Origin of the sequence: Desulfopila aestuarii DSM 18488, assembly GCF_900143695.1 — a bacterium.
GTDB lineage: Bacteria > Desulfobacterota > Desulfobulbia > Desulfobulbales > Desulfocapsaceae > Desulfopila > Desulfopila aestuarii.
The window spans coordinates 1-24,112 of record NZ_FRFE01000025.1 but is presented as its reverse complement, the minus strand read 5'-3'; the positions used below and the strand labels follow the sequence as shown (position 1 = coordinate 24,112).

Genomic DNA, 24,112 nt, shown 5'->3' with positions numbered 1-24,112 from the left:
GAGAGGTTAATGTAGCATACGTCTCCTATGGAAAGCTTTCATGTAGATGTCGTGAATGTTTTTATTACTGTTCATTGGGCTCTCAAAGGTGATGCCGGATATGTAGTTTCCCTTTTTCGCACGGCAGTAGATTACGGTGCCGGCGAGGCTGAGTAACTCATTGGCCAGGCCGAGGGTGATTTTGAGTCGTGCGCCTTGCGGAAAGGGTTGAGCGGTTTCAAGCTTGAGTCCGTTGTTGCTGACGTCAAGGGTGCGGCCCATTGAATACCTGCCTGTGTCTTCATTGCCTTGATCAAGGAGGAGATAATCAAGCAGGTGGATGGCATCGTGGCGGATGTACTTTCTCTTATCATGCATTTGCTTGCTCCGTCGTGATATGGAAGAACTGAAGTTATGTATATTCAGGAAAAAGTTGCGCTATCGCCGCCGGGGTTGCTGCTGTTATGCCACGTTCGGTAATGAGTCCGGTGACGAGTCGGGCCGGAGTGATATCGAAGCTGTAGTTTGCAGCACGCGTGCCAGGCGCGGCGAGGGTAACAGTCTGTAGCGAGCCTGATGCGTCTGTTCCGGTGACCTCTGTTATTTCACCCCCTGATCTTATTTCTATCGGAATTTCCTGCCCATTGTCAAGGTTCCAGTCGAAAGTTGAAGAGGGGAGTGCAACGTAAAAGGGGATATTGTTATCTCGCGCGGCAAGGGCTTTGAGGTACGTGCCGATTTTGTTAGCTACGTCGCCAGTCCGGGTGGTTCTGTCGGTACCGACGATAACCAGATCCACCATGCCAATCTGCATCAGGTGGCCGCCGGCATTGTCTGTTATGAGGGTATTGTCGATTCCTTCCTGCTGTAACTCCCAGGCAGTGAGTTTTGCACCCTGATTCCAGGGACGGGTTTCGTCGACCCATACGTGCAGCGGGATGCCGGCGTCACGGGCGCCATAGATGGGTGCGGTGGCGCTGCCGTAATCGACAAAAGCCAACCAGCCTGCGTTGCAGTGGGTCAGGATGTTTACCGGTTGCCCGTTCTTTCTCCTGCTGATTTCCTCGATCAGCTTCCTGCCGTGCTCTCCAATTTTTTTACAAAATTCCGCATCTTCATCAGCTATTGCACAGGCTGTAGAAAAGGCTGCGCGACGTTTGTCGCTGACGCTTGTTTGTGTCGAAACTTCTTTCATTACCCGTTCGATCGCCCATTTCAGGTTTCGGGCGGTAGGTCGACTTTCTCCAAGCGCCTTGGCAGCGTTCTGCATGTGCTCCATAAACCGGTTATCTGGAGCGCAGCATGCGGCGATGTGCATGCCGAATCCGGCGGTGGCACCAATCAGCCCGGCTCCCCGGACATGCATGTCTCGTATAGCGTCCACTACCTGGCTTACGGTGGTGAGCTGTTCGATGACAAACGCAAAAGGAAGCTGGCGTTGGTCGATAATATTAATTATTTCCGGTGAGTTGGTTTCTGGCCAGATGGTGCGGTATTGGGTGCCGTTGACTTTCATTATAAGGGTCTGAGTAAAAGGAAGTATCGTGTGATGTATTTAGAGGGATAGTTGTGGTTGTCAGCATACTGTGACGGGTCGAAAAAGTAAAACTCGATCTCTACTATGTTTGATGGTGATAGCGCTTTGGTCAGCTTGGCCTCGTTTTTTGTGACGGGATTGTGTGGCATGTTTGTAAAACATGAAAGTGTACAAAAATGTAATTGTTGGTTTTTGAAGTGGTGGTATTTAGCCTCTAATGGTTTGATAAATAAATTAAAAAAGGTAGATCCGTATGTTTTCGATGTTGGTATTGATCAAAAAACCATATTGAAAAGAGATTCATTTATGTTACTGTCTCCATGTTAAAAGAGATAAAGTTTACAAAAACGTAATATAGGTGTCTGGGTGCTTGGGATAGTAAGCGAGCCCGGCGTTGAAAAACTCTTGTGGAGGGGGAAGATGAATAGTGCGGATACTGCGTTTATTCTGGCGGCAGCTGGGTTGGTAATGTTAATGACGCCTGGCTTGGCGTTGTTTTATGGTGGAATGGTACGTGGCAAGAATGTGCTTGGTACTATTATGCAGAGTCTGTTTCTCATAGCGCTCATTTCGATCGAATGGGTGTATATCGGATACTCGATGTCGTTTGGGCCGGATGTCGGAGGGATTGTTGGTGATCTGTCGTGGTTTGCGCTAAATGGTGTCACCGCTGAGCCGAGCGCTGATTATGCGACCACTATTCCGCAGATTGTTTTTATGATCTATCAATGCATGTTTGCGGTGATCACCCCCGCGCTCATCACTGGTGCCTTTGCTGAGCGTGTCAGGTTCGTACCGTTTCTACTTTTTTCTGTGCTGTGGTCTGTGCTGGTCTATAACCCCGTTTGTCACTGGATCTGGGGCAAGGGCGGCTGGCTCGGAGCCTATGGCGTTCTCGATTTTGCCGGCGGCCTGGTTGTTCATTTGACCTGTGGAGCGGCGGCGCTAGCCGGTGTACTTGTTATTGGCAATAGAAAGGGGTATGGCCGCACCAGCTTTATGCCGCATAATTTGCCGATGACGATGATGGGGACCGGTCTTTTGTGGTTTGGCTGGTTCGGTTTTAACGGCGGTTCGGCTCTTGCTGCCGATGGTATAGCGGCAACCGCTTTTGTCGCAACCCATCTGGCCGGCATGGCCGGCATGTTCATGTGGGTTGTCATGGAGTGGTTCACCCAGAAAAGGGCGACGACACTTGGTGCTGCGTCAGGCGCAATCGCAGGCCTGGCTACTATTACACCTACGGCAGGTTTTGTTGGCCCGAATGCTGCCATTCTTATTGGTTTTATCGGTGGTGTGGTCTGTTTTATAGCTGTGAATTCCAAAGGAAAACTGAAGCTGGACGACTCTCTTGACGTGGTCGGTATTCATGGTGTCGGCGGCCTGATTGGTACGCTTTGCCTTGGCATCTTTGCTTCGTCTGCGGTCAATCCGGCAGGGCCTGACGGGCTTCTGTACGGTAGCGGAGCGCAACTGGTAAAGCAGGTTGTCGGCATTCTGGTGGTTGGGGTGTATGCGTTTGTGGTCAGCTGGGTATTGTTTAAAGTTATTCATGCTGCGCTCGGTCTTCGGCTTGATGAGGAAGCAGAGGTTCAGGGCATGGATTCGAGCGAACATTCCGAGACTGCCTATAATAATTGATGGTTGAGTCTCTTGCGCAATTGCCTTTTCGTCCAGACTCTTTGTTATGCTCAAAATTCTGAACGAAAATCCTCATTTTGCACAAGACTCAATTGATTTCGCATGGGTATCTTTCAACTTGTTGAGATTGGTGGAGTTGTAGGATAGTATGTTGTATCTTTGGGGTGAACGAGGCGAAGATCGGGTCGCTCGCCCTTGAAAGATTTGCCAGAGAGCCTCGCTGTTGTACTGTATATGAGCTTGGGTGAAAGGCGTAACGTGTAGGGAAGTCGTCGCAGGTTTAGAGGCGAACATCTTCATGGTCAACATCAACCATCGGTTTTTGGATACAAGGCGAAACCGCAACGCGATAGGGGAACGATATGAGAAAGATTGAAGCGATCATCAAGCCGTTTAAGCTCGATGATGTGAAAGAGGCGCTCAATGAGATTGGTATCAAGGGGATGACGATCTCTGAGGTAAAAGGCTACGGCCGCCAGAAAGGACACACCGAGATCTACCGCGGGGCGGAGTATGTCGTTGACTTTATACCCAAGGTGAAGGTTGAGGTGGTGGTTCCTGTTGACCAGGTTGAAACAGTGGTGGAAAAAATTCGTAATGCCGCCAATACTAATAAGATCGGTGACGGCAAAATCTTCGTCATCCCGGTTGAAAGAGTGATCCGGGTCCGTACCGGTGAAGAAGGGCAGGATGCGGTGTAATTGATGAGTGTGCAGCTGCGCGCGGATAGGGCTGCGCTTGAGAAGCTCTGGGAGCAGGGTCTGGTCGGCAAGGAACTGTTGTGGCATCACAGTCGATTGGTCGATGAGTTTATTATAGAGTCGTTTGAGAGTGCCGATCTTGGGGATGCAGTGGGGCAGGTGGCGCTGCTGGCTCTTGGCGGATATGGGCGAAGGGAGCTGTTTCCATTTTCCGACATCGACCTGATGATTCTCTATCATCAGGATTTCGAAGATCGAGTGGGTACAGTTGTCGATGCTATCCTCTACCCGCTATGGGATACCGGGCTTGAGGTAGGTCATGGCGTCCGTACCGTGGCCCGCTCGTTGCAACAGGCTGAGGAGGATTTCTTTTTCCGCGTCGCGATGCTGGATGCCCGGTTGATTCACGGGTCACAATCGCTCTTTGATGAGCTTGATGGTGCCTACCGGAAAAAGCTCATTAGTGGGCGGCGCGACGAATTTGTTGAAGAGATGCGGGAGCACCGGCAGCGACGCAGGGTCCGTTTCGGCAGTCATAGCTTTTTACTGGAACCGCATATCAAAGAAGGCAAGGGCGGCATGAGGGACATCCAGTCGATGTTCTGGGTTGCCCAGGTGGTTTTCGGGCTGCGCAGTCTCGATGACTTTGGCGATGCCGGCTTGATGATCCATGAAGAGCGTGAGGATTTCTTGAAATCCTGGGACTCGCTCGTTCAGCTTCGCAACAGGCTGCACTATTTCAGTCGTCGAAAGAACGACCAGCTCCATTTTGAACTGCAGGAAGAAGTTGCCGAATCATTAGGCTATAAGTTGAAAAACGGCGTGCTGGGGGTTGAGCAGTTTATGCGCGACACCTATGCGCATATGGAAAATATTGCTGTAGCAACTGACCTGTTCTTCGATCACGTTGATGAGGTGCTGGGGCTCGTACGCAAAGGGGCCATCACTGTCTCGGACCGCGAGGTCGAGAAAGGCGTGGAGATTCGCCGCAACCGGGTCCATTTGACAGCCTTGCCACAACAGATAGCGGCAAAGCCGCAGCTCCTCATGCGGGCGTTTCTTGCCTCTGCCAGAAATGGGGTGCCCCTGCATCATAGGACGAGAAAGCTGATATCGTCATCGCTCGGCCTGGTTGACGATAAGATGCGGACCTCGCCGCGCATGTCCAAAGTGTTGCTTGGTATCCTTGAGCATGCGGTAGATATTTTTGGGGTGCTGGAGGTTATGCTCGAGACGGGTCTGCTCTCTGCCTATATTCCAGAATTTGGCAAAATCGAGACGCTGGCTCAGCACGATATCTATCATATCTATACTGTTGACCGCCATTCGCTTCAGGCTATGGCTGAGCTGCATCGGGTAATTAAGGATGAGCCTCACATCTTTGAGCTGGTGCCCGAGCCCCAGATGCTCTTTTTGGCGACCCTGCTCCATGATATCGGTAAGGGTTCCGGGCGAGACCACTCAGAAGAAGGCGCAGGGGTGGCGGCGGAAATTGCCCGTCGCATGTGTTTTTCCGAGGAAGAGGTTGAGACTCTCGCCTTTCTTATCCGCTACCATCTCTATGTGCCGGAAAACGCTCTTCGCCGTGACCTGAACGATGTTGCCTTTATCCAGCGCTGTGCCGAGACGATCGGCGACGTGAGTCGTCTTGCTATGCTCTATCTCATGAGTGTGGCGGACTCCAGGGCGACTGGGCCTTCCGCCTGGAGCGACTGGAAGGCGGCGCTCATGCTGGAACTCTTTTTCAAGGTTAGGTCTTCCCTGGAGGCTGCTGGGACGGCGCGAGGGATTGGTCTTGACAGTCATGTTGAGCAGAATGCTGACTGGCTGCGTGACCAGATAGCCGAGCTGTTGAAAGACGAGCAGGGGCTGCGGGTCAGTCTTGACGAGCTGCCAACCGATTATATCCTGACTTTTGCCCCTGAGACGGTGAGCGAACACGTATGTATTCACCGTGATTCTTACAGGCTCCTGAGGCAGAAATCGCTGGTCAAGGTTCGAGAGCGTGAGGACAGCTGGTCGGTACTGGTAATGTCCTCCGATCGTCCGGGGCTGCTTGCGAAGATCTGCGGGGTGATGACCTTGCACAACCTGAACGTGGTTCGGGCGCAAATCTTCACCTGGAACGATGGGACGGTGGTCGACATCCTCGAGGTGCGCCCTACCGATGGCCTGCAGTTTCATGAAAAGGATTGGCAGGCGGTCAATGGCGATCTTGATCGAGCCCTCGCCCATCGTCTCGGCCTTGGCCACAGGCTGTATCAGAAGCTGAGCTCCTCTTATGGGCGCAGGTCTGAACTGCTTGGCAAGGTGGAGCCGACCGTCATCATTGATAATGACAGCTCAGACGTCTATTCTGTTATTGAGATTCACGCCACAGACCAGCCTGGTCTGCTCTATCATATCACCCAGACTCTTGCCGACTTTGGCATGAATATCCATAAGGCATTAATCGCCACCGAGGTTGAGCAGCTTATTGATGTGTTCTATGTGCTCGACACCCACGGGCGGAAAATTGTCGACAGTGACTTCAGGAAAGAAATAACCCAGGGGCTGCTCTATTCCCTGGGGCGTTCGGAAAGGTAAGAAAAGACTCCACTTCTTTCTCGGAGGTGGAGTTTCTTTGTTTGAAAAATAACATTTGTGTAACAAATAGACATTTTGCTCTTGCAAAATGTGCCAGAAATGTTATTTTTTTGCCAATTGATCGGTTGTACGTGAAAAATACCAGTCATGTGAAAATTAACTCTAGTAGAAAAGGAGACGCCTGAAATGACCAGGGAAGAAATTTTGCAGATTATCGAGGATAAAAATATTCAGTTTTTTCGTCTGCAGTTCGTCGATATTCTGGGTTTTATGAAAAACGTTGCTATTCCGAAGAGCCAGATTGGCAAGGCTCTTGATGGCGACATGATGTTTGACGGTTCTTCTATTGACGGATTCGTACGTATCAACGAGTCCGATATGTACCTGAAACCGGATTACAGCACCTTCACCGTTCTGCCATGGCGGAATAAAGATGGAATAGCTGCAGCGCGTATTATCTGTGATGTATATAAGCCGGACGGAACCCCGTTCTCTGGTTGTCCGCGTAACAATCTTAAGCGCGTCCTTGCCGAGGCCAAAGAGCTTGGCTACACCATGAATGTCGGTACCGAGGCGGAGTTCTTCCTGTTTGAGCGTGACGAGGATGGTCTGCCGACCACCATCACCAACGACACTGCAGGTTACTTCTCTCTTGATCCTGATGATATGGCCAATGACTGCCGTCGTGAGATCATTGAGACCCTGGAGAAGATGGGCTATGAGATCGAAGCCTCTCACCATGAGGTTGCCGAAGGCCAGCATGAGATTAACTTCAAATATGCCGATGCCCTGGCTGCTGCTGACAACACAGTGACCTTCAAGTGGGTTGTGAAGTCTGTTGCTGCCAAGTACGGTCTGCACGCCACCTTCATGCCGAAGCCGATTTTCGGTATCAACGGTTCCGGTATGCACACCAACCAGTCACTGTTCAATCTTGACGGCACCAACGCCTTCTTTGATGAGAGCGGTCCGTTGAAGCTTTCCAAGACCTGTTACTCGTATATTGCTGGTCTGTTGAAGAATGCCCGTGCATTCGCTGCGGTAACCAATCCGCTTGTTAACTCCTACAAGCGTCTTGTTCCCGGCTACGAGGCGCCGGTATATTCCGCATGGTCTGCTTCCAACCGTTCTGCCCTGATCCGTATCCCGGCTTCACGCGGCATGGGTACCCGTACCGAGCTTCGTTGCCCGGATCCAGCATGTAACCCATATCTCGCTTTTGCCATGATGCTTTCTGCAGGCCTTGACGGCGTGAAGAACAATCTCACTCCGCCTCCGGAAGTAAAACATGACATCTTCGAGATGACCGGCGCTGAAATGGCTGCAGAAAATATCACTACCCTGCCGGCCAACCTCAAGGAAGCTATTGAAGAGTTCAAGGCTGCCGAATTGAGTAAAACCGCTCTCGGACCGCACATCTATGAGAAGTATATCGTTGCAAAAGAGAAGGAGTGGGATAGTTTCCGGACCTGTGTTACCGATTGGGAGCTTGAGAAATACCTGACTATTTACTAAGCTTCGTCGTACTGATTAGTAGCTCGAAAGCAGTCTTTTATAGCCCGTATGTCTCATCAGAGGCATGCGGGCTTTTTTTGTGCTGCTTGCTCCTGCTTGCTGATTTTCGCATTACCATGTATCAGTAAGCGAGAATGTTCACGAGTGGAGCGATAATGAGAGACGAAGTGCGGGAAAATAAGCAGAAGAGAATGGCCGCTATCTTGCCGGGAGTATTGCGCGACCGGGGCTGGCAGGCGCAGATGGAATTACACTCAATATTCCTGCAATGGGCAAAAGTCGTCGATGAGACGGTCAGTGCGCATGCCCAACCCCTGAAGATTGTCAAAGGAACGTTGTGGGTCGAGGTGGAAAACTCTGCCTGGCTGCAGCAGCTGCAATACCAAAAAGTGTCGGTGTTAAAAAGCATCAATGACTTTTTTCAGGAAAAGAAAATCAGCGATATTCGCTTTGTACTGCCGCAACTTTCAGGGCAGGAGCCACCAAAAGAGCACAAAGTGCGTTTTGCTGCTCCACCGCCAGAGGAACTGAAGCGGTTCGAGGAGCAGGCTGCCTCTATTGAAGATGAAGCTACCCGCAATGCGCTGGTCCGCTTCTGGTATCTCTCCAAGGCCTGTATTCGTGAAGAGTAATCTTCGGATGCGGCATGGAAAAAATGACTTGACCCTCGTGCGATAGGCTGTATTTTCCGTAAAGTGATCGAAATTTTCCATATAATACTAAAGATTAATAATCATATACACGAAAAGTGGCCGGAGTATCCGACCGATGGTTTCCCATGTTATTTGATACTATTCTTGATGTCATAGGCAATACACCTCTGGTTCGTATCAACAGGCTGCTGAATCGTGAAGGGGTGCAGATTTACGGTAAGATCGAGTCACGCAATCCTGGCGGTTCGGTGAAGGAGAGGATCTCCCTTTCCATGATAGAAGCTGGTGAAGCCAGTGGCGAGCTGACAAAAGACAAAATCGTCCTGGAAGCTACCAGCGGCAATACCGGTATTGGTCTGGCGATGGTCTGCGCCGCCAAGGGGTATCGCTGTGTTCTGGTCATGCCTGAGTCTGCGTCGATTGAGCGCCGTAAGATCATGCAGGCCTATGGTGCCGAGATTCTGCTGACCCCTGCCAAGCGTGCGACAGATGGCGCCATCGAGAAAGGCTATGCCATGGCCAGGGAATTTCCGGATCGCTACTTCCTGACCGACCAGTTCAATAACGAAGCGAACTGGCTGGCCCATTATCGACATACCGCACCTGAAATCTGGGAACAGTCTGAAGGTCGGGTCACCCATGTTGTGGCGACGCTCGGTACCTCCGGCACGGTGATGGGGCTCTGCAAATGGTTCAAGGAGCACCAGCCCCACGTTAAGGTGCTGGCGGTCGAGCCGAACAGAGGCCATAAAATTCAGGGCCTCAAGAATATGAAGGAATCGTATCGGCCTGGCATTTTCGATAAGTCAAAACCCGATACGATCCTGCCAATAGAAGACGAAGACGCCTTCAACATGGTGCGCAGGTTGGCGCGTCACGAAGGCATTCTGGTAGGGATGAGTAGTGGTGCGGCTATGTCTGCCGCCATCGACTATGCCAAGACTATCGACCAGGGGCTGATAGTGGTTATCTTGCCCGATGGTGGCGAGAGGTATCTCAGCACGCCGCTTTTTACTCCACCGAAAAAAGTTGAGGAAAAAAGCCGTCAACTTCGCTTCTTCAATACCCTGGGCAAGAAAAAGGAAGTTTTTACACCGCAGAAGGATGGTCGTGTCACTCTTTACAGCTGCGGGCCAACTGCCTATGAGCCTGCCAATCTGCTGCTCTGCCGACGCTTCATTTTTTCTGATCTTATTACCCGCTATCTCGAGACAAAAGGGTTTTCAGTCGATGCCTATATGAATTTTACGGATATCGACGACAACACCATTGCCGGAGCTGAGATAGCAGGAAAGCCGTTGAATGAGTTTACGGGAGAGTATATCGAAGGTTTCATGGCCGATATCGATGCGCTAGGAGTTAAGAGGGCGACCGGGTATCCCAAGGCAAGTGAGCATATTCAGGACATGATTGAGATGGCTCATCAGTTGCTGCATAAGGGCTATGCCTATGAGAAAAACGGTTCGATCTATTTTGATATTTCTAAGTTCAGCAACTACGGTAAACTGAGCGGTATCGACTTGAGTAAAATCCAGGTGGGAAAGACCGTCGATCTTGATGATTACGAGAAGGACAACCCTCGTGATTTCACGCTGCTGAAACGCTCGACGTTGGCAGAACTCAAAAAGGGCATCTTCTTTGAGTCAGACTGGGGAAACGTGAGGCCGAGCTGGCATGTTGAATGTTCGGCGATGGCTATTCGTAATCTCGGCGAGACCATGGATATCCATACATCCAGCAGAAATCTCATCTTTCCGCACCACGAAAATGAGATTGCCATTTCCGAGGCGTTGACAGGCAAACAGCTCGCGAAATACTGGCTCCATTCAGAAATGGTGCTGGTCGATGGTAAGAAGATGTCCCATGAAAATGGGAATATCGTCACCCTGGGAGATGCTGTCAGCCGCGGTTTTACTGCCCGAGAAGTGCGCATGATGCTGTTGGCCGTCCACTATCGCAAGCCGATCAATTTCAGCTATAAACGGCTGGAGAGTGTACGGACGACCCTGCGGCGAATTGATGAATTTACCTGTAAATTGCTTTGCCTGCCGCCAGGTAAGCCACATCCCGAAGTTGCGGCCTTTGTTTCCGCTATGGAAGAGCAGTTTTATGAGGCTCTTGATGATGACCTCAACGTATCCAAAGCGATGGCGGCGATCTATAATTTTATCAAGCGGGCCAACCCGATTCTGCAGGTCAATAACCTGGATCGCGATCAGAAAGAGTACATCCTTGAGAGCCTCAAAAAACTTGATGAAGTGCTGAACATCTTCCGGCTGCAAGGCTGCCCTTTAAAGCCTGAGGTCAATGCGCTTATCCAAAAGCGTGAAGAGGCCCGGTTGAAGAAAGATTGGCAGGCTGCGGATGCTGCTCGAGAGGAGCTCGCCAGGAAGGGTATTTCGGTCATCGACACCGAAAGCGGCACTGTCTGGAAAAGAATCCGCGGTATCGAATAAGCGTAAGAACCAGTTGCTTTTTGATTCTGTTTGGGTATTATGTCGTCCGTAATTGTGCTATGATAAAAACCATAGCCGAAACCAATCCGCATATATGCGCTCTTAGCTCAGCTGGATAGAGCAACGGCCTTCTAAGCCGTAGGTCGCAGGTTCGAATCCTGCAGGGCGTACCAATAATAACAGCCACTTGCCAAGGTTTTGGTAGGTGGCTGTTCTTTTTTCCCCAACCTTATTCCCAACCTAGGGCTAGAGAAACGCTCAAAACGGCCCATAATGAAGCGTCGTGACCCCAGCCCGACGATGATATGGAGGGGGCGAAAACGGCATAATTATTTCGAGATCAATACCATATATTGTAATTTTTTGTTTCGACCTGCCGTATACTGTGGTATATAGTGGTCATTGAGTAGTACCAGATCTTTCACATAAAGGCTCAAAAGAGCCTATTAATAGTCAGTCAAGAGGTAGTAGGAACCGAGCCCGCGCGGTTGAGAGATTCGGGAGAGTAACTGTCACGACCTACGCCCTTCCACGATAGTGGGCCAAGGACGAATGCGCCGAGGATAAACTGGAAAACGAAATTTTCCAGCCTTAGTGCGCCCAAAATTTAAACCCCCACTGGATAATTTCAAACATTATCCAGTGGGGGTTTTTTATTTGGAGGTTTTCATGCCCACAGAAACAAAGAAGCACAGCCCCCCAACACCGAAGCCACAAAACAGTTCATCATCACAACAGTTCATCTCTTTGATCGAGGAACGGAACTACAGCCAGAAAGAGACTGCCAGCATTTTGTGCATGTCAGAAAAGTCTCTTGAGAAATGGCGTTTTGAACACAACACAGACCTTCCCTGGATCAAGATCGGTCGAAGCGTACGTTATTTCGGCCCTGATATCGCTGCATTCATTGAACGTCGGCGTATAAGCTGAGGGAGGGCTGAGCATGACAGTAAAGCCCTTTCTCGGACAGTGTGGTTCCTGCACCCACTCAAAGCCCCACAAGGTCTGCCAGAAAACCAGCATTTGCAGTTTGTTCATCAAGTCCCCATGGGACAGGTGTGAGGTTTCGAATGAACACAGCTGCCCCCGGTATGAAGAAGGCTTTACCATCGACGAGGTTGGTCGGTGTGAAGATTGCTTTTTTTGCGCCACCGAGGACGATGGCACAGCTGTCTGTACAGCGGACCACCCAGCCAAACCTTTGGGCCAGGAGCCTATGGGGTGTCGGCACTGGAGAGCTGCGCCATGACCGACCTGCACGGTACAGCGAAGAAATACCTCCGGGCTGGTCTGTCCGTAATCCCGGTCGAGATGCCCTCAAAAAAGGCCAGGATCGCCTGGAAGCAGTACCAGACCGACCCTATGCCAGAGGATCAAGTCGAGTCGTCATTCAACGGTGCCGAAGCCCTGGCGGTCATCACCGGGTTCAACCATGTTGAGGTCCTCGACATCGATGCCAGGTCTGTCGGTGAGCCTTTCCTGGACGCGCTACGGGAGAAGATGCCAGAGCTTGCCAGCCGTCTGACAGTTCAGGCAACCGTTAACGGCGGTGGTCATCTGGTATACAGATGCCCCAGCGTCAAGATCCCCGGCAGCCAGAAGCTCGCTTTCAAGGTGATCGAGGTTAGCGGCCCAGGCAGATATGTTCATGGGAATGACGGACGGACAATTGAGGGCAGCGGTCCTCACTCCCAGGAAGCCCGGCAAGGCTCAGATGGTAAATGGTATGGGTCCTTCTGTACCCTGGAGAGCCGTGGAGACCGTGGCTATTTCGTCGTGTCACCGACCCCCGGCTACACGGTCATTCAAGGCAGCTTGACCAAGATGGCAGAGGTCAGCGCCGAGGAACGCGATTTCATGCTCGACCTCGCAAGGTCCTTTGATGAGAGTGGCAAGCTCACCGCCCAGGATGTACCCAAACAGGCTGCCAGCGACAAGTGGGAGCCGCCAATGACCAACCGGCCTGGCGACCGGCTCAACCGTGAGGCAACTGCCGAAACCGCCCTGGCCTGGCTCGTCATGGTCGGCTGGCAACTCCACCACGCCGACGATGGCTTTTACTATGTGACCAGGCCCGGAAAAAGCGTTCAGGAAGGATATAGCGCAACGATCCGCCGGGAGAATGGGCTGTTCCATGTCTTCTCGAGCAGCGTGTTGGAGTTCGGGCAGGAGCAATCCTACCCACCCTTTGAGGTCTACACCCGGCTATTCGCTGCTGGCAACCACTCTGCTGCCGCCAAAACCCTGGTCGGTGCAGCTGATACACCCAGGCAAACAGCGCCCATCGAAAAGGGAAAGCTGTTCCGCACGGCTCAGGATTTGCGCCAGAACCCGCCACAACCACGCTATCTGGCCCATGCCATCGAGGCTGGCACCATAACCGTTATGTTCGGTGATCCTGCGAGCTTCAAGTCGTTCCTGGCGCTGGATCTGAGCGTCTCCATAGCTGCCGGCCTCGATTTTGCCGGGAAGCCAACCGATCAAGGCCCCGTCATCTATCAAGCCGGTGAAGGGTTCGGTGGTCTGGCCCGGCGGATCGAAGCGACTTGTAAGTCAAAGGGCATACCCGCTGACGCTGACATTCCCCTCCTCGTCAGCACCACCCCGGTCATGCTCGATGATCCTACTGCCGTTGAGGGTCTTATCGCGGAGATCCGTGAGGCATGCCCCAGCGATCCTGTCTTGCTGGTAGCGGATACCATGGCGGCATCCATGTCTGGAGATGAGAATAGCAGTAAAGATACTGGCGCTCTGCTCACCAACCTACGCCGGATCAGAGAGGAAATTGGCTGTGCAGTCTTGCTCATCCATCATAGCGGTCTGGCCGACAAGAGCCGCTTTCGTGGCAGTTCAGCCCTGGCCGGTGGAGTCGATGCCATCTTCCGGGTGACCCGGCAGGATATGACCGTCACCCTTCACCGCCCCCTCAAGATGAAAGACGGCACCCCACCCGCCGACGCGCACTTCACAGCCGAGAGTATGGTCGTTGGTTTCGGCGAGGATGAGCAGCCCATCACCTCACTGGCACTGCGATATGCCCCCCACCGCCAGCCGGGCAGACCAGCCGTGAAGGCTGACAAGAAATCGGCACTTCTCCGCGCATTGGCAGACGGCATGACCGTACTGGCGGCTTCCCAGGAAATCGAGGGACTGACCAAGACCACGGCATACAGGCTGGCGTCTGAGTTGGTGGCTGACGGCCTGATCGATACCGACCATAAACCCACCAAAGCAGGAAGGAGGGAAATCGAATGGATATGAAGAGCAAAAACGCAAACGCATTTGCAGCATGGAGCAAACGCGTTTGCTCAAGCGATTTGATGAGCAAACGCATTTACAACCAGGTCAAAAAGTTTCCCACTCGTTTCCCACTCCATTTTTCCCACTTTCTTGTTTCAGTGGGAACCAAATGGGAATTGATCCCTTATGTGGTCATATTCACTATGGTTTTTGTTTCCCATTGAGTGGGAAAAACTGGGACTGAAGTTTCCCATTCCCACAGCCCCCCCTATAAGGGGGCTGAGTGGGAAATTGGGAAATCGGTTCGGGAATAAAGAGAGGGCAAACACATATGCCCGATAGCAAACATAGTGCGCAAATGCAGGAGGCCAAGCATGTATTGCCCACGCTGCTCAGGTGCGACGCTGGTTTTGAAAAACCTGGCATATCGAGATCAGCGGATCGATCAGGTCCGTAGAAAGCGTCGATGCCGGGTGTGCGGTCAGTTATTCCTGACGACGGAGCAGGTTACGCAAATATTGAAGTCGGGTGGAGGATACGAAAATCTCAACATTAAGGAGGGAAATCGACAGAAAAACTAGCTCTTTATGCATGTGCAGGCCTTATAGGACTTAGGGTCTGCGCATGCGACTCGAACATTTAACAACATGTATTTAGGAGAAAAAATGAAAACAACGAGAGAACCCCCTACCTCCCCCAGCGCTAAAAAACCAAGGGCTGTGCGTCTCAAGAGCCTTGAAGATGTCCGGCGCTTTGTGGCTGGACTTTGTAATGAAGTGAAATCAGGCACCCTGGACCCGCAGGTTGCGGCGAAGCAAGGCTATCTGGCCGGGATATTGGTGAGCATCCTGAAAGAGCAGGATCTTCAGGCTATCGCGGCCCGACTTGATGCCGTAGAACAGAAACAGCGAGGTGGAACATGAGTCCCACAAAAGCACAGCTATTAAACAGACTGTCGAAGCTGGAGACCGGCGGCATCGATCTGACAGCTGAGATTTTAAATTTCAAGGACCATCTGCGTGTCATGGACGATGTCCTGTTACGGGTGCTCGATAGAGGTAAGAAAACAGACGACACCTTGATGGCCGAGGCAACCCAGATGCAAAAGCAGTTCGGCACATATAGTAAGTACCAGCAGCACATTGTTGAGCGCCCGATGCCGCCAGCGGTCAGAAAGATGTTGGACGAACATTACCCTCAAAAAGGAGAAAAGAGATGAATGACATCACCATATCCCGCGACAACACCGAGTCGGTTTTGACTATGCTTTCAAGTTCAGGGTCGGCTTACAATGATCAGTTGGGCAGTCTGAAAACGGCAGTGAAGACAGCCCAGGAGTCTTGTAACAGTTTTGAGGATAGCCTCGACCCCTCTGTGGACCTCTCCGACGAGGACATCAAGGTTTATGAGGGAGCACAGCTGCGACTCACCCTGGCCCAAAAGCGTTTGGAAAAGTTCCTGCAGGTTTTCCCTGACCCGGCATCATACGCCCGGGAATCTGCTGACCACAAAGCCGTGGCCAAAGCTGTTGACAAGGCAGTCATGCTGCGCCTTAAAGAGATCCATGGACAAGCTGATGAATTGGCGAACGAGTTGGAAAAACTCAAAAGCAGATATACTGAACTGCTCGATATGGGCAGTATGCTGGGTCATGAGGTCACAGCATGTCTTGTGATCGGGAAGGCGGCACGTGAGTATCTGTCACCGTCGGAAAGACTGCGTGTTGTCAATACGCCGAGCTTTGGCAACGTTTTGACCGCAGCACATTTCCCTCGTGAGTCTGCTGTTATCAGCGGAGGGTACTGGACGGGCGAAACTGCAGAGGGCGACCTTCAGCTTGAAATTACGGAAAAAGAGGAGGCTTTCTCATGAGTGAAAATTTTCGTGGATTTGACGAAATGTTTGGCACCCCAGGACCGGCTCCCAGTGAACCGGTTTCATCAGAACCGGCTGACTTTGGCGTGAGTTTTGGTAACACAGGTGGATTTGACGATACCGATACTGCTCCGGTGGCACTGCCGGGTAGTCCTCAGTTTGCTGCCAAGATCAGCCAAATGGTGGCCGAGGCTGATGGTGTTGACCAGCTGCAATTCAGCGATCAGACCGACCTTAATCTTGAGGCCACGCATCCTGACGATCAGCCTGCCGACCAACCGACAGTTTACGACCTCCCTATGCCCTTTGTGGAGGCTCAGGAGGTTCAACGAGCGTTCAAAAAAATGGGTATCGCACCGGCGCAGGCGCAGGAACTGGTTGCGTGGCACCAGCAGAGGGAAATGCAGTCGGTCATTGATATGCGTCGTGAAACCGAGCGCCAGCTTACCAAAGAGTGGGGTGCTACCGGATATCAAGAAAACATTGCCCGAGCGCAAAGGATAGCTACTAGGCTTGACAGTCGGCTCGGTGGTGAGCTGATGCCTCTGCTGCAAGGCAGCGCCGGGAACGATGCCCGAGTAATCAAGCTACTTTTGAAACTGGGCCAGATGATCTAGGCCACTCAACACATTAAAAAATAGCTCCACTCTCATCTGAATTATGAGAGCGGGGCTATCTCCATACTGGCAAATTATCTTAATGCCTTCAGACGTAGATATTTTCAAGTTCATGGCCTAACCAGCATCCCTCTGCTGCCTGTAAGGTTTTTGTTAGGTAGTAGTGGTATATATCTACACGTTTTTTTATAAATTAGTATGGGGGTATTATGACGATCGAGCAGCGAGAAGACTTGTTACTGGAATGGCGACTGACTAGCACAAAGGTGAAGCACCTGGTACATTCGAAATATCATCGACTCCATGGCAATCAAGCGGGGCGGGACCAATGGGAGGCATTCCTTGTCAAGGAATTGAATTTAGAACAGTCTTGGAGAGCCAGAGGATTATAATTAAAAAAATAATGTGCATAACGATCAACTCTAGTATCAGAATATTAAGGTGATGGTGCATAGGATCTAGTCTGTCTCAGCCACCGGAGGACCGATGAGCCTTGTAGAGTCTAAGCTCGAAAGATTGACAGTAAAAAGTGTGCTTGATAGACGCCGACCAAGTGGTCTTCAGTTGGTCGATGCTGAGCTATGGCTCAATAGCCTCTCTGAGGTTGGTTACTCCGAGTTGAGAGCCTCTACCGCACAGCAAAACAACGAGGCTTCAAAGATTGTATGTGCGGAATGCGAATGGCCTGTCTACTCGCCAGATGTAGGAGGAAGACGTAGATTCTTCCAGCATAGAAAGGGCTTCCCAAGGACTTGTTTCTATAGTGGAGATGAAGGTAGAGACCCACGACAAATTGACGCTGAAAAGTTTGGTGGCATCCAAGAGGGACCACGACACAAAGAATTAAAAGATCTCCTCTGCGAAATTCTTTCATTTTCGAAGACTGCTGAAGGTATCATCCAAGAGCGACACATAAGCCTCGATGACGGAACGTTCGCCAGGCCGGATGTCTACGTGGAAAATTGGCTAGGGACACCATTAGCCTTTGATATACAACTCTCGACCACACAGATTCCAAACATAATACGCCGAGAAGCATTCTATAAGAGAGGCGGGATTCGCTATATGTGGATAACTGACGTGGAGCAAACGCAACTCTTACGACGCGCATTCCGAGATATATACATGCGTAATGATGGTCAAATTTTTGGTGTGGACGAGGAGGTACTTCAAGAGGCACGAAAAAACAGAGCTTCATTCTTTAGAATATTTCGGCTAATCCCTGGAGAACCGCAGAAGGGATTCCAACCTGAATTCAGGAACAAAATCATACCTGCAGATAAAATTGATTGGGGTAAGCCAGGAAGCCTTCCACGAAGCAAAAATCGTTCATACGACAAATTGGTTGAGTGGAGAGGAGATGAAAATGAGACTATAAAGAAAATGCGTTCGTCATTTTTTAGTGCATTGGCCGAAGGAAACGGCCAAGAGGCCGGTGCTTTATGGAACAAGACTCAGTCATACGTAGGTGGCATGCTATGGGAGCAATTGCCGGGAGACTCTTGGGATGCCGAGAAATCTTTGGGGGTACTTGCCACTGTATCGACTGGCAAACTATGTGTTAACACTAGAATAGGGAAAGATAACGAAGCCAGTATAGTAAATTCTATTCTGCTCGAGCCTAAGTCTAGATGGCCTTTTGCCGAACTCCTAAAACAGGTGCTTCAATCGAAAAGACGATCCGATTTACTAGAGAGACAGAGTGTGAGTGAAAAACTTGAACGTGCAATTGCAGGGACAATGGACATAGCATTGGCAAAGAATATTGGACCAGTTTACGATGCTTTTATACCACAAGGAGCGTTTTGCCGCCTCATGCTTTCCAATGTTGAATAATGCTACTGACCTTAGGAGGGAAAGTGTTCATTTCTCCTAGGTCTAATTTTTCGGCAAACCCTTCATTCACATCGTTGGATGGGATTTTGACGTACATTGTGAAGCAGGCAAAGGTACAGACTGGTGAGCCATCTCTCACTGACAACAGGAACCTTGAGAGGTGTTCCTTGTCCTACAATTGACCCTGGAACTGTCTCTGATGGCAAGGGGGCTGACATAAGAATCATGATTGTATCTGGAGATATAACCAAACCATGATGGATGGATGCCCAGATCACCAAAGACTGACTGTGTTGTGCGATTGATCTTGCCTAACAAATAATATTTATTTATTACTTCGTTAGTGTTAGATAAAAAGAACTGATTACCCCTGAAACTCAGCAAGAGCTAAGATTACAGGGGTGGGTCACTATATGATCCATCAGGTATGTCAAGATACTCATAAATCTTTCCCTAAGGAGGTGTCGACATGCCAAAGAATCCTTTCATTCCCAGAATGGCTATAGTGTGCCACAGTTTCATGCGGCTTTCGGGACAGAAGAGAAGTGCCAACAAAAACTGTTTTTTACCGATGGCTAACAGGCTTTATTTGTCCGAAAGTAGTCATAATCAGTACCATGAGGTTAAAACGAGAAGTCTGTAATAATGCCGGAATAGCCGACACCAGACCTCGCTGACTAGCGGAACGAATTTTGCGTCATCAAAACTGCCTCTCACCACATGGTTTATGGCGATTTTAATCCGAAAAAAAAAAAAGACTAGGAAAAGGACGCACAAACATGAAAGGACCTCAGATGTTATTATTGATTATTTCACTTTTCTTTATTCTTTACGGAGATGCTGAAGCGAAAATAGTCACTGAGACAGTATACGGAACGTTGTCAGAGAAATCAGAAAATGTGGGCGAGGGTTATGAGGTTGGTAGACGCTACGAATTGTTCACGGTCACATATGATGATTCTAGTACCGTTATGCACGTATATAACACAGATGGCTCTTTAGAGAGCACACGAGATAGTATTCATTACAATTTTGACATTGGTGCCGATGCCGAATATGTCCTTGCGCCTTTTCTGGTTAATTTTCTCGACACGTACTGTGTGACTCCTAATGGGACAACCACTTACTATAACTGGTACTACAGTGGAGTTGCCATTGGCGGTGATATTTACCAAAGAGCTGATGAATATAGCTATTTAGAACTCCAAAAATATACGGATGAGAGCAGAAATGATTATGGATATATTGTAGGTTCTGTAGGATCAGTTACCAGTTTCATTCGATTTGATAAAGTTGAGCGAGTCCGATTAGTTTCACCAATTGTTGAGGCAACGATTAATGATCTAGATTGTTTTCAGATTGAAGGTGATCCAAGGATTTGGCTTGACTTGGACAACCCAAACATATTGGGGAAGTCATATAATGAGATAAAAGCATGGGCAAAAGATAATGGTTTTAGGTTTGCTACGGAAAAAGATGTCAATGACTTAGTACTAGCAGTACTTCCTCTCGGAAATGTTGAATATTTTTGGTTTCCAGGTGTTAGTGCTATCCCTGTCGATTCAAGCAGTGCAGAAGCATATTATACTTATGCGGAGATTGAGGCCATTGGGGTTACAAGTTGGTACAAGCAGTCTTTTTCTACCACTGGATATACTCTAACAAATCCATACATGCCAATAAACGTCACACGGTTATATTCATGTTTAGGGCCAACTTTTTGCGGTGCTGCATCAAGTTCTTCTGCTAATGAGATTTATGACGATATATCTTATGTGTCGGGAGATGTCCAAATAACTGGCCGTTCTGCATGGTTGATATATGATAATAGTCGAGTCCCAATTTATCAATTTTATTCACAAGTTGGCGAGAGCCATTATTTCACCGCAGACGAAGCAGATAAAGATAAAATATTTGCTAATTGGTTAGACTACTGGAAATATATTGGCATCGGCTGGTATGGTTATGCTAATCCGCAACCTGGAACTATTCCAATTTATCATTTTTATGCGCCTTCTACCGAAAGTCATTATTTCACTAAAAATGAGGAGGAAAAGAATTACATTATATCCACATGGCCTCAGCATTGGCAGTATATAGGTGTCGCATGGTATGGCAATTCAACTCAGGAGCCTGGAACGAAGCCTATATACCAGTTCTATTCTTATGCCGGAGATAGTCATTATTTTACGGCCAGTGAAGCAGAAAAGAACTACATAATGATCACTTGGCCAGATTACTGGACATATATAGGTGTCGGCTGGTACGGGTATGAGAACTGAATTTTCATGAGCCTTGCGATATTTGACTAAATTCAGATATATATAATCCTTTTGAGTGCCTTTGCAAATTGGTGGCGATTTATGGTCAGTTTAAAGAATCTCGAATCTATGATGACTCTCAGAACAAGAGCTTCCGCTGGTTCAATACCATGCTCGGCAACGTCAAGAATGCGATTCATAGAAGACACACCACCCCGGTTAGCTCTAAGCACTTGCCTGGCTAATTGGCCGAGTTTCTTCCTTTTCAAAAACCGATTCGTTAGAGAGGCGATGGTACCGAATCTGGCCAGGCGATCAACCCATACAAAACATAGCCCCAGCGCATTTTGAAGCTCAGTTTCAGCGGTAAATATAATCGTAGCTAATGCCCCTTTTATCAGACATTCATCAGTGTACCACCCACAAAGATACCAGATTCTGAAGACCACCCACCAACCGATATTGCATCCGAGAATGTTCTGGTTGAGGAGAAGAGGAGATGCAAGGTTATTCAATTCCTGGAAAGGTTTATATAGGGATTAGTTCAAGCATACACGCACTGACTCTCCACCGGGGAGTTTATCGTTACAGCATAACGCGATCAAAATATTCCGTGGATCTTGTGGAACAACCTGATCAATCGTGGATCGTTTCCTGTCGGGCTTGATAGTAGGAGACTCAACATTCCGCCTGTTCGATGGTTGAGCCGTTCAGCTGACCTTTTCGCTTGAGCTCATCATCTCCATGTAAAGTTAATAATCTGAATTGAGATTTGCTATCCAATGCGCTATCTGCTATCAAGTGGTGCAGTTCTTCATGGTCTCGATGTGATTGATTGTGTTGTGTAATCGTGCAGGTTGCCTAACTACATTTATTGACATTTTTCTTTCGTGGTGTTAGTAGCCTCCCATGGACCAAATGTCGTGTAATCATTCTTTGTGACTATCAATTAGTATAACTCTTAGTTATGAATAGGAAATGAAAAGGACTCCTTATTTGGCAATATCTTATTAATCCGGCAGGCATTTAGGTTTTCTGATTTTGGCACAATCAATAAATCACTCAGACAATTCACAAAAAACAACGTGATAGATATTAAAAACAACGATGGCCGGAAATTGAGTATAGGCATTAGACCATCGGATTAATACGATGAACATTACCGAGTGATACTTCAAAGAAATGCTGATTTTTTGATGCTCACTTGCACTGCCCACAACATAAAAAGTCCAAATTATGCGCAAATCGCTGTGGCTATTTGATAATATATCAATTGACAACCTGGTTTTTACTTATCTAATATGAGAAAAAATTATAAAGGATTCCCCAATGAGGCTTTCACTGAGGATGAAATAGCAGCTGGTATACACCACGCGGTCAGAGATGGATATTTCCCGGGAGATAAAGAACAAATATCAAAAGAAGCAGTAAAGCAGCAGCTATATTTTACTACATTTAAAGAAGCAACAGAATGGGCTAAAAACAATCCTGGAAAAGCGATCGTGAGATCGCCAAATGGTAGGGGATTTGTTGAAAAAGATGATTCCGATTCAAATATAATTACAAAAATATCAATATATGGAGACAATATTACCACTTGTAATTATATGCTAAATAATGCTATCGCCAGAAATGTAAAAACTATCTATGCTGACAATTGTTCCGAGGAAATTTTGAGGAATATATTTAAGAAATTTATACACTTGGAGCGTTTGCAAATACAATCATATGTATCTGACGATCTGCCTGGCGAGATCAGCAACTTAACAAAACTTAAACATTTATCGATTATCAACTGGGCTGCAATAAAAATTCCCGAGAAAATATGCAGAGTAAAGAATTTAGAAGAATTATTTATAATTAACCAGCCGCCTTTTGATAATGACATAATATTACCCAAAACAATTCATACCTTAACAAAATTAAGGAAACTAGAACTAGATCCTTCGCAAGCAATTTCTTACATCCCTTATTCTATAGGCAAACTTGAAAATTTAGAAGATCTTAGCATCTTCAATTGCGATATTATCCCAACAGAGATAAGAAACCTTTCGAATTTGAAAAAAATGACTATCACCTCGAGAAATGGAAACATTCCAAGTGATATTTACAATCTTTCAAACCTAGAAAATCTAAGCCTGATGCATCTTAATTATTTATCGCAAGATATTGTAAAATTAAGAAATCTTAAAGTATTAGATTTAACGTATGCCCGATTCGCAGAATTGCCAAAAGAGATTTATACATTACATGATATTGAGGAACTATATTTGGCAGGAAGCAATTTGGTGACTTTACCAATAGATGTATTAAAATTAAAAATGTTGAAATTGCTAAACCTTGATTATTGCTGTGAGCTTTTATCAATTCCTTATGAGCTATTTGATATTCCCAACATTGAACTTCATTTAAGTGGAAATTACAAATTAGCTGAAAACATGTTAGATGTGGATATTATGGAGTATATTCAGGCCGATTTTCTGTACGATATATAAACAATTTATATTATTTTGTATAATTAATATTATTATAATAATCGGTGCTCAGATAGACGATCTTAAATCATATTTTGAGCAAATATAGTGTGATACTTTTTTAGAAATTGGAAGCAAATTTAAAACAGATTGCTTGCCATCAGTTATGCTATTTCCTCGCATTATATATATAAGCTCGCCAGAGTTATTTAGGGTTAGAGTAAATTTATCTAATAATTACAGGAGACACTTCTGTGTTTCGGAAATCCATCATAATATGAGGTGTCCACTGTGAGCCCAGGAGTTTCCCTCGTGCCGCTTTGGGCATGGTGACTACTGAAAGCTGCTCCATTGTGGATGGTGTTGATGCCCGATGGTACTTTCTAGTCAAATCGCGTAAAATGTAAGCGCTCAACAAACGCCATCTTTTCATATCGTTAACAATCTGTTTCATTGTGGCAAACCAGACCACGGGAGGGCACAATGAAAACAGAGCATAGCAAGAATCGGTCGGCCAAGCAGGAATATTGGCAGGAACACATCCGCTCATGGGAGAGTAGCGGCCTGACGCAATCATCATATTGCCGGGAGAACATGCTCTCTTTGGCGACATTTGGTTACTGGCGTCGAAAGAGCTCATTGAAGGTTTCTCACGAACCGCAACCGCGTTTTTTTCCTCTTGCGGTACAATCCCAGGTCCAGGAAAAGCAGAGTTCAGGTTTCAATACTGTCCGGTTGGTC

The 24,112-nt window shown here is 48.3% G+C and carries 21 protein-coding genes, 1 tRNA gene and 1 pseudogene; 20 read left to right on the top strand and 3 right to left on the bottom strand.

Annotation, left to right across the window (positions count from 1 at the left end; translation table 11 throughout):
* Window positions 1–6: 6 nt before the first annotated feature.
* Window positions 7–357: a PilZ domain-containing protein gene (locus BUF15_RS19730; protein ID WP_073615440.1), complete on the bottom strand. Its 351-nt coding sequence runs from the start codon at window positions 355–357 to the stop codon at window positions 7–9.
* A gap of 34 nt (window positions 358–391) precedes the next feature.
* Complete coding sequence (gene mtnA, locus BUF15_RS19725; protein ID WP_073615439.1) at window positions 392–1,495, bottom strand: S-methyl-5-thioribose-1-phosphate isomerase; 1,104 nt, start codon at window positions 1,493–1,495, stop codon at window positions 392–394.
* A gap of 441 nt (window positions 1,496–1,936) precedes the next feature.
* On the opposite strand from mtnA, the gene BUF15_RS19720 reads away from it, so the two are divergent.
* From BUF15_RS19720 to BUF15_RS19685, 8 genes are all read left to right on the top strand, one after another.
* Window positions 1,937–3,157: an ammonium transporter gene (locus BUF15_RS19720; RefSeq protein WP_073615438.1), complete on the top strand. Its 1,221-nt coding sequence runs from the start codon at window positions 1,937–1,939 to the stop codon at window positions 3,155–3,157.
* Between the two features lie 362 nt (window positions 3,158–3,519).
* Window positions 3,520–3,858 (top strand): P-II family nitrogen regulator, encoded by a 339-nt coding sequence (locus BUF15_RS19715; protein WP_073615437.1) that lies wholly within the window; start codon window positions 3,520–3,522, stop codon window positions 3,856–3,858.
* Between the two features lie 3 nt (window positions 3,859–3,861).
* Window positions 3,862–6,444: a [protein-PII] uridylyltransferase gene (gene glnD, locus BUF15_RS19710; RefSeq protein ID WP_073615436.1), complete on the top strand. Its 2,583-nt coding sequence runs from the start codon at window positions 3,862–3,864 to the stop codon at window positions 6,442–6,444.
* A gap of 186 nt (window positions 6,445–6,630) precedes the next feature.
* Window positions 6,631–7,959: a type I glutamate--ammonia ligase gene (glnA, locus tag BUF15_RS19705; protein ID WP_073615435.1), complete on the top strand. Its 1,329-nt coding sequence runs from the start codon at window positions 6,631–6,633 to the stop codon at window positions 7,957–7,959.
* Between the two features lie 155 nt (window positions 7,960–8,114).
* Window positions 8,115–8,591 (top strand): DciA family protein, encoded by a 477-nt coding sequence (locus BUF15_RS19700; protein WP_073615434.1) that lies wholly within the window; start codon window positions 8,115–8,117, stop codon window positions 8,589–8,591.
* 146 nt (window positions 8,592–8,737) lie between these two features.
* Window positions 8,738–11,068 carry a cysteine--tRNA ligase gene (gene cysS / locus BUF15_RS19695; protein WP_073615433.1) on the top strand — a complete coding sequence of 777 codons (2,331 nt, stop codon included), beginning with the start codon at window positions 8,738–8,740 and terminating at the stop codon, window positions 11,066–11,068.
* A gap of 96 nt (window positions 11,069–11,164) precedes the next feature.
* Window positions 11,165–11,241, top strand: a tRNA-Arg gene (locus BUF15_RS19690).
* 496 nt (window positions 11,242–11,737) lie between these two features.
* Complete coding sequence (locus BUF15_RS19685; RefSeq protein WP_073615432.1) at window positions 11,738–11,998, top strand: MerR family transcriptional regulator; 261 nt, start codon at window positions 11,738–11,740, stop codon at window positions 11,996–11,998.
* 58 nt (window positions 11,999–12,056) lie between these two features.
* Here BUF15_RS19685 and BUF15_RS19680 read toward each other — a convergent pair whose 3' ends face one another.
* Window positions 12,057–12,299 carry a hypothetical protein gene (locus BUF15_RS19680; RefSeq protein ID WP_073615431.1) on the bottom strand — a complete coding sequence of 81 codons (243 nt, stop codon included), beginning with the start codon at window positions 12,297–12,299 and terminating at the stop codon, window positions 12,057–12,059.
* Here BUF15_RS19680 and BUF15_RS19675 point away from each other — a divergent pair.
* From BUF15_RS19675 to tnpA, 12 genes and pseudogenes are all read left to right on the top strand, one after another.
* The gene (locus BUF15_RS19675; RefSeq protein WP_073615430.1) at window positions 12,290–14,329 is read left to right on the top strand and encodes an AAA family ATPase; all 2,040 of its coding nucleotides are present in this window, start codon (window positions 12,290–12,292) and stop codon (window positions 14,327–14,329) included. The two genes, BUF15_RS19680 and BUF15_RS19675, sit on opposite strands and share 10 nt — an antisense overlap.
* Window positions 14,320–14,532 (top strand): hypothetical protein, encoded by a 213-nt coding sequence (locus BUF15_RS19670; RefSeq protein ID WP_073615429.1) that lies wholly within the window; start codon window positions 14,320–14,322, stop codon window positions 14,530–14,532. The genes BUF15_RS19675 and BUF15_RS19670 overlap by 10 nt, the downstream gene beginning before the upstream one ends.
* A gap of 150 nt (window positions 14,533–14,682) precedes the next feature.
* Window positions 14,683–14,889 (top strand): hypothetical protein, encoded by a 207-nt coding sequence (locus BUF15_RS19665; RefSeq protein WP_073615428.1) that lies wholly within the window; start codon window positions 14,683–14,685, stop codon window positions 14,887–14,889.
* 84 nt (window positions 14,890–14,973) lie between these two features.
* Window positions 14,974–15,231 carry a hypothetical protein gene (locus BUF15_RS19660; protein WP_073615427.1) on the top strand — a complete coding sequence of 86 codons (258 nt, stop codon included), beginning with the start codon at window positions 14,974–14,976 and terminating at the stop codon, window positions 15,229–15,231.
* A complete protein-coding gene (locus BUF15_RS19655) occupies window positions 15,228–15,527 on the top strand; it encodes a hypothetical protein (protein ID WP_073615426.1) in 300 nt (99 codons plus the stop codon). The genes BUF15_RS19660 and BUF15_RS19655 overlap by 4 nt, the downstream gene beginning before the upstream one ends.
* Window positions 15,524–16,180 (top strand): hypothetical protein, encoded by a 657-nt coding sequence (locus BUF15_RS19650; protein WP_073615425.1) that lies wholly within the window; start codon window positions 15,524–15,526, stop codon window positions 16,178–16,180. The genes BUF15_RS19655 and BUF15_RS19650 overlap by 4 nt, the downstream gene beginning before the upstream one ends.
* Window positions 16,177–16,800 carry a hypothetical protein gene (locus BUF15_RS19645; RefSeq protein WP_073615424.1) on the top strand — a complete coding sequence of 208 codons (624 nt, stop codon included), beginning with the start codon at window positions 16,177–16,179 and terminating at the stop codon, window positions 16,798–16,800. The genes BUF15_RS19650 and BUF15_RS19645 overlap by 4 nt, the downstream gene beginning before the upstream one ends.
* Window positions 16,801–17,286: 486 nt before the next feature.
* Complete coding sequence (locus tag BUF15_RS19635) at window positions 17,287–18,636, top strand: DUF6035 family protein (protein WP_073615422.1); 1,350 nt, start codon at window positions 17,287–17,289, stop codon at window positions 18,634–18,636.
* 779 nt (window positions 18,637–19,415) lie between these two features.
* Entirely contained in the window at window positions 19,416–20,918 is a 1,503-nt protein-coding gene (locus BUF15_RS19625) for a hypothetical protein (RefSeq protein ID WP_073615420.1), read from the top strand.
* Between the two features lie 119 nt (window positions 20,919–21,037).
* Window positions 21,038–21,136: pseudogene (locus tag BUF15_RS28415) on the top strand (IS1595 family transposase); the annotation flags it as partial.
* A gap of 1,062 nt (window positions 21,137–22,198) precedes the next feature.
* Window positions 22,199–23,392 (top strand): leucine-rich repeat domain-containing protein, encoded by a 1,194-nt coding sequence (locus tag BUF15_RS19615; RefSeq protein WP_073615418.1) that lies wholly within the window; start codon window positions 22,199–22,201, stop codon window positions 23,390–23,392.
* Window positions 23,393–23,854: 462 nt separating this feature from the next.
* Window positions 23,855–24,112, top strand: a 258-nt coding sequence (gene tnpA, locus BUF15_RS19610; protein WP_327021884.1) for an IS66 family insertion sequence element accessory protein TnpA, incomplete at its 3' end; no start/stop codon positions are given.

Excerpts from the sequence above, each read along its gene's own strand:
- glnD (WP_073615436.1), top strand. The coding sequence starts at position 3,862 with ATGAGTGTGCAGCTGCGCGCGGATAGGGCTGCGCTTGAGAAGCTCTGG.
- BUF15_RS19715 (WP_073615437.1), top strand. The coding sequence starts at position 3,520 with ATGAGAAAGATTGAAGCGATCATCAAGCCGTTTAAGCTCGATGATGTG.
- BUF15_RS19665 (WP_073615428.1), top strand. The coding sequence starts at position 14,683 with ATGTATTGCCCACGCTGCTCAGGTGCGACGCTGGTTTTGAAAAACCTG.
- BUF15_RS19730 (WP_073615440.1), bottom strand. The coding sequence starts at position 357 with ATGCATGATAAGAGAAAGTACATCCGCCACGATGCCATCCACCTGCTT.
- BUF15_RS19685 (WP_073615432.1), top strand. The coding sequence starts at position 11,738 with ATGCCCACAGAAACAAAGAAGCACAGCCCCCCAACACCGAAGCCACAA.
- BUF15_RS19625 (WP_073615420.1), top strand. The coding sequence starts at position 19,416 with ATGAAAGGACCTCAGATGTTATTATTGATTATTTCACTTTTCTTTATT.
- cysS (WP_073615433.1), top strand. The coding sequence starts at position 8,738 with ATGTTATTTGATACTATTCTTGATGTCATAGGCAATACACCTCTGGTT.
- glnA (WP_073615435.1), top strand. The coding sequence starts at position 6,631 with ATGACCAGGGAAGAAATTTTGCAGATTATCGAGGATAAAAATATTCAG.
- BUF15_RS19650 (WP_073615425.1), top strand. The coding sequence starts at position 15,524 with ATGAATGACATCACCATATCCCGCGACAACACCGAGTCGGTTTTGACT.
- BUF15_RS19615 (WP_073615418.1), top strand. The coding sequence starts at position 22,199 with ATGAGAAAAAATTATAAAGGATTCCCCAATGAGGCTTTCACTGAGGAT.
- BUF15_RS19700 (WP_073615434.1), top strand. The coding sequence starts at position 8,115 with ATGAGAGACGAAGTGCGGGAAAATAAGCAGAAGAGAATGGCCGCTATC.
- mtnA (WP_073615439.1), bottom strand. The coding sequence starts at position 1,495 with ATGAAAGTCAACGGCACCCAATACCGCACCATCTGGCCAGAAACCAAC.
- BUF15_RS19660 (WP_073615427.1), top strand. The coding sequence starts at position 14,974 with ATGAAAACAACGAGAGAACCCCCTACCTCCCCCAGCGCTAAAAAACCA.
- BUF15_RS19670 (WP_073615429.1), top strand. The coding sequence starts at position 14,320 with ATGGATATGAAGAGCAAAAACGCAAACGCATTTGCAGCATGGAGCAAA.
- BUF15_RS19635 (WP_073615422.1), top strand. The coding sequence starts at position 17,287 with ATGAGCCTTGTAGAGTCTAAGCTCGAAAGATTGACAGTAAAAAGTGTG.
- BUF15_RS19720 (WP_073615438.1), top strand. The coding sequence starts at position 1,937 with ATGAATAGTGCGGATACTGCGTTTATTCTGGCGGCAGCTGGGTTGGTA.
- BUF15_RS19655 (WP_073615426.1), top strand. The coding sequence starts at position 15,228 with ATGAGTCCCACAAAAGCACAGCTATTAAACAGACTGTCGAAGCTGGAG.
- BUF15_RS19645 (WP_073615424.1), top strand. The coding sequence starts at position 16,177 with ATGAGTGAAAATTTTCGTGGATTTGACGAAATGTTTGGCACCCCAGGA.